The organism is uncultured Cellulomonas sp. (assembly GCF_963527515.1).
Classification (GTDB): Bacteria; Actinomycetota; Actinomycetes; order Actinomycetales; family Cellulomonadaceae; genus Cellulomonas.
On sequence record NZ_CAURTV010000166.1, the window covers coordinates 1 to 5,070 of the forward strand.

General features: G+C 74.2%; 6 protein-coding genes. 5 read left to right on the top strand and 1 reads right to left on the bottom strand.

Going from position 1 to position 5,070, the window contains the following annotated elements:
• A partial coding sequence (locus RYN42_RS19615; RefSeq protein WP_315099131.1) for an SRPBCC family protein occupies nt 1-397 on the bottom strand: 397 nt, incomplete at its 3' end.
• A gap of 82 nt (nt 398-479) precedes the next feature.
• Between RYN42_RS19615 and RYN42_RS19620 the strand changes: the two genes are divergently transcribed.
• The 5 genes from RYN42_RS19620 (at nt 480) to RYN42_RS19640 (ending at nt 4,836) form a co-directional block, all read left to right on the top strand.
• Nucleotides 480-914 carry a hypothetical protein gene (locus RYN42_RS19620; RefSeq protein ID WP_315099134.1) on the top strand — a complete coding sequence of 145 codons (435 nt, stop codon included), beginning with the start codon at nt 480-482 and terminating at the stop codon, nt 912-914.
• An 82-nt stretch (nt 915-996) separates the two neighbouring features.
• Nucleotides 997-1,668 (top strand): DUF6766 family protein, encoded by a 672-nt coding sequence (locus tag RYN42_RS19625; protein WP_315099137.1) that lies wholly within the window; start codon nt 997-999, stop codon nt 1,666-1,668.
• A gap of 188 nt (nt 1,669-1,856) precedes the next feature.
• On the top strand, nt 1,857-3,233 hold the full coding sequence (locus RYN42_RS19630) for a sugar ABC transporter substrate-binding protein (RefSeq protein ID WP_315099142.1): 1,377 nt from the start codon (nt 1,857-1,859) through the stop codon (nt 3,231-3,233).
• A gap of 3 nt (nt 3,234-3,236) precedes the next feature.
• Nucleotides 3,237-3,989: a histidine phosphatase family protein gene (locus RYN42_RS19635; protein ID WP_315099145.1), complete on the top strand. Its 753-nt coding sequence runs from the start codon at nt 3,237-3,239 to the stop codon at nt 3,987-3,989.
• Nucleotides 3,973-4,836: an NAD(P)H-hydrate dehydratase gene (locus RYN42_RS19640; protein WP_315099148.1), complete on the top strand. Its 864-nt coding sequence runs from the start codon at nt 3,973-3,975 to the stop codon at nt 4,834-4,836. The genes RYN42_RS19635 and RYN42_RS19640 overlap by 17 nt, the downstream gene beginning before the upstream one ends.
• Nucleotides 4,837-5,070: the final 234 nt, after the last annotated feature.

Below are 5,070 nucleotides of genomic sequence, written 5' to 3' on the forward strand. Positions count from 1 at the left end.
GCGCCTCGGTGTTGCGCGCCACGAGCACGGCGCTGCGCAGCGGCCGGGGCACCAGCGTGCCCGGTCCGCGCACGGCGTCCTCCGAGATCGCGACGGTGCAGCCGCCCGGTCGGGGGCGGACCTCGATCTGCACCCGGGCCTCGCCCGCCGGCCAGCCCCGCGCCTGCAGGTCGATGCCGCGCTCCGGGTCCCAGCTCCGCACCACGGTCACGTCGTCCAGCAGCGCGGGCCACAGCCCCACCGAGTGCGCGATCCGGGCGCCGGGCGCCGGCCAGCCGAGGTCGACCGCGCGGATCCGCGCCGTCCCGACCACCCAGGTGGCGTACGACCAGCCGTCCGCCAGGACGTCGAGGACGGCGTGGGGTGGGCAACGGAGGTCTCGCGTGACGGTCGCCATGGCTCGAACGTAGCCACCGGCGTGGGATCGGCAACCGGTCCGGCCTGGTGCGACCCCCGACGCGGCGCCCTACGCTCACCCCGTGACCCCGAACCGTCCTTGGCGTCGCCCTGTCTGCCTGGCCGTCGGCGCTGCGCTCGCCCTGGCCGGGTGCACCTCACGACCGGCCGCCGAGACAGCCGGCACGGCCGCGCGCGACTTCTACCGGGCCGTCGCGGCGGCGGACGGCGCCGGGGCGTGCGCCCTGCTGGCCCCCGCGACGGCGGAGGCCCTCGAGGACGACGCCGGCCTGCCGTGCGACGAGGCGATCCTCGACGGCGACGTCGGCGAGACCCTGACCGAGCGGGCGCAGGACGGCTCCACGCCATCGGGCCGGGTGGCCGGACGGCAGGCGCAGGTCACGCTCCCGACCGACGTCCTGTTCCTCACGGTCTCCGGGAGCCGCTGGCTCATCACGGCCGCCGGCTGCGACCCGCGGCCACCCCGTCCCTACGACTGCGTCCTGGAGGGTGCGTGATGATGCGGCTGCTGTTCTGGACCTGCCTGGTCGGCATCCTGCTCGGGCTGGCGTACTGCCTGGCGCTCGGGATCGCACACCGATGAAGACGCTGCGCGAGAACAGCCTGACCCTCTTCTTCGGGGGCATCTTCCTGGCGGCCCTGGTCGGCCAGGCGGTGTCGGGCGTCGCCCTGATGAACGAGGAGCAGCTCGGCGCCGGCCTCGACCCGCTGACGTTCGGCGAGTACGTCACCAGCTCGGCGTTCGCGGTCGACGTCACGGAGAACTGGCAGTCGGAGTTCCTCCAGTTCCTGCTCTACGTCGTCGCCACCGTGTTCTTCCTGCAGCGCGGGTCACCGGAGTCGAAGCACCTCGACGCCGCAGGGCGCGAGAGCGACCGGGAGCAGAAGGTAGCCGAGTTCTCCACCGAGAGCTCCCCGCGGTGGGCCCGCGTGCGCGGCTGGCGGCTCTCCGTCTACTCGCACTCGCTGAGCCTGGTCATGGGGTCGATCTTCCTGCTGTCCTGGCTCGCCCAGTCGGTGACGGGTGCCGTGGCGTACTCCGAGGAGCAGATGCGCGACCTGCACGACCCGGTCAGCTGGACGCAGTACCTCCTGCTGCCCGACTTCTGGAGCCGGACGCTGCAGAACTGGCAGTCGGAGTTCCTCGCGGTGGCGAGCATGGTGGTGTTGGCCATCTACCTGCGGGAGCGCGGCTCGCCCGAGTCCAAGCCGGTCGGGTCGCCGCACGACGCCACGGGGATCGAAGGCTGAGCGTCTCAGGATGCGGAACCGTCCGACTGCGCTGACCCTGGGTACCAGCACCGGTCCGGTCCAGCGTGGCCCGGACCGCGGGCGCGTCGAGACGAGGCGCGCGACGCCCGCCCCGAGCACGCGCACCCCTGCGTGACGGTGGCGCCCCGGACGGTCGACGACGCCGACCGGGCTCCGAAGGAGCACCCATGAAGACCAGACTCGTCCGGGCGTTCACGGTCCTGCCGGTGGCCGCACTGGCACTGGCCGCCTGCAGCGGCGGCAACGGCGGCGACAGCACCGCGGGGGCCGAGAGCGCGGACTTCTCGGCCACCCCGACCGGGACCCTGAACGGATGGGCGTTCGACAACGCCGACGACGTGGGCGAGGCGCGCCTGGACCACGCCGCCGCGCAGCTCGACGGCGTCACCGTCGAGCTCGACCAGACGGCGTTCGACGCACAGAAGCTGACCACTCGCCTGGCCGGCGGCGACGTGCCCGACGTCGTCCAGATGGACCGCCGCTACGTGACCACCTACGCCGCGCAGGACCTGATCCTGCCGCTCGACGAGTGCTTCGCCGCGCACGAGGTCGACCCGGAGACGCGGTGGTACCCGTTCGTCGTCGACGACGTGCGGTTCGAGGACGAGGTCTGGGCGGTCCCGCAGTTCTACCAGCCGCCCGCGGTCCTGCTGAACTCGCGGGTCATGTCCGCCGCGGGGGTGACGGCCGACCAGATCGACACCTCCGACCCCGACACCCTGCTCGCCGCCGTCGCCGCGATGTACAAGGAGAGCGGGGGCGTCCCCACCACGCTCGGCCTCGACCCGGTCGCGACCGGGCAGGCCGGCCTCTGGGTGCTCGCGATGGGCGGGCAGCTGACCGACGACGAGGGCCGGCCCACGCTCGACGACCCCGCCAACGAGGCCGGCCTCGAGCTGCTCAAGCAGCTCACCGACGCCCAGGGCGGGTTCGCCAAGGTCAAGAGCTTCACCGACTCGTTCGACGCGTTCGGCGACAACAACCAGTACGTCACCGACCAGGTGGGCGCGCAGGTCAACGCGCAGTGGTACCCGAACGTCCTGTCGCCGTACCTCGACCAGGTGCAGCTCGAGGCGGTGCCGTTCAAGGACAAGGACGGCAACCCGTTCTCCGTGGCCTCGGGGCAGGCGTTCGTCATCCCGGCCGGCGCGCAGAACCCCGGCGCCGCCTGCGCCTGGGCGCTCGAGCTCACGTCGCTGGAGGCGTGGCAGGCCGCCGCCGAGGCGCGCAGCGCCACGCTCGAGGAGAACGGCGGGATCAACACCGGGCTCTTCACCGGCTCCCCCGAGGCCGACCAGGCCATCCGCGACCAGTTCGTGGTCGCCACCGGGAACGCCGGGTTCGACCAGGTCATCTCGACGTTCTACGACGTCCTCGACTACGGCCGGACGTTCGGGTCCTCGCCGGCGGGCCAGGAGATCCAGAGCGAGCTGAACAACGCGGTGACCGCCACGCTGCTCGGCGACAAGTCGGCCAGTGAGGCGCTCGCCGACGCCCAGGCCGCGGCACAGCGGGCGTACGACAACGTCAGTGCGGGAGGCTGATCCTTGACCGCAGCACAGCCCTCCGGGGTCCAGGAGCTCATCCTCGTGCGCCACGGGGAGAGCGTCGGCAACGTGGCCGCGACCGAGGCCGAGCGCTCCGGGCTGGAGGTGATCGACCTCGAGACCCGCGACGCCGACACGCCGCTGTCCCGGCTCGGCGCCGAGCAGGCCGCGGCGCTGGGGTCGTGGCTGCGCGGCTGCAGCCGGGACGACGCCCCCGAGGCGGCCTGGTCCTCGCCGTACCTGCGCGCGGTCCAGACGGCCACGATCGCGATGCGTGAGGCGGGCTCCGGCCTCGTTCTGCGCACCGACGAGCGCCTGCGCGACCGGGAGCTGGGCATCCTGGACCTGCTCACGACGACGGGCGTGGACGCGCGCTACCCGGCAGAGAGCGCCCGACGCCGGCACCTGGGCAAGTTCTACTACCGGCCACCCGGGGGTGAGTCCTGGGCCGATCTGGCGCTGCGTGTCCGGGCGTTCCTGGGCGACCTGGACCGGGTCGAGGACGGTCGCCGGGTCCTCGTGGTGGCGCACGACGCGGTGATCATGACGGTCCGCTACGTGTGCGAGCGGCTCTCCGAGCGCGACGTCCTCGAGCTGGCGCGGCACACGCCCGTCCGGAACGCCGCCGTGACCCGCCTGGTCCGCACCACCGACGGGTGGAGCGCCACGGCAGTCAACGACGACGCCCACCTCGTGCGGGAGGACACCCCGGTGACGCAGCACCCCGGAGACCGCGATGCCCTCCCCCACTGAGACGATCACGCCAGCGCTGCTGCGGGACTGGCCGCTCCCCGCCCCCGGCGGGACGAAGTACGCGCGCGGGCAGGTGCTGGTCGTCGGCGGTGCCCGGGGAACCCCCGGCGCCACGCTCCTGGCGGGGACCGCCGCGCTGCGGGTCGGCGCCGGCCGGCTCACCCTGGCCGTCGCCCGCTCGGTCGCCGTCGCCCTGGCGGTGGCGTTCCCCGAGGCCGGCGTGGTCGGCCTGCCGGAGACCGAGGCGGGCGCCGTGGACGGCACGGGCACGGACGTGATCGAGGGCGACCTCGAGGCCGCCGACGCGGTCCTGGTCGGTCCCGGCCTCGACGACGCCGACCGGACGGTCGCCCTGCTGCAGGCGCTGGGGCCCCGGCTCGGACCCCGGACCCCGGTGCTCCTGGACGCCTTCGCGCTGGGCGTGCTGCCGCGCGTGCCCGAGGTCGCCGAGCCGCTCGGGGGGCACCTGGTCCTGACCCCGAACCCGGCGGAGGCGGCGCTGCTCCTGGGTGTCGACGAGGTCGGTGACGACGCCGCCGCCCGGATCGCCGCCGACTACGGCGCCGCGGTCACCTGCCAGGGCACGATCGCGGCGCAGGACGGTCGGACCTGGCAGCTCGGGACCGGGATGCCGGGTCTGGCCACCTCGGGCAGCGGCGACGTGCTCGCCGGTGCCCTGGTCGGGCTCCTGGCGCGCGGCGCCGACGCCGAGCAGGCGGCCTGCTGGGCCACGTACCTGCACGCCGTCGCCGGCGACCGGCTGGCCACCCGGACGGGCCGCGTGGGCTACCTGGCGCGCGAGCTGGTGGGCGAGCTGCCCACCCTGCTCACCGAGCTCTCGCCCTGACCGTGCGCACGCCGTCGCACCAGGGACGGTGGCATCCTGGGAGGGGGAAGGAGCCGACGATGAACGAGGCAGCCCGCGCGGCGGCCATCATCGAGCTGCAGGGTCTGGTGCTGACCACGGCGGAGGTCGAGGAGTTCGTCGACGGGCTGGCTCGTGCGGCGGCGCGGCACGTGGGGCCGGCCACCGCCGCCACCATCACGGTGCGCCGCGACGGCCGTCCCGCCCTCGTGGCGG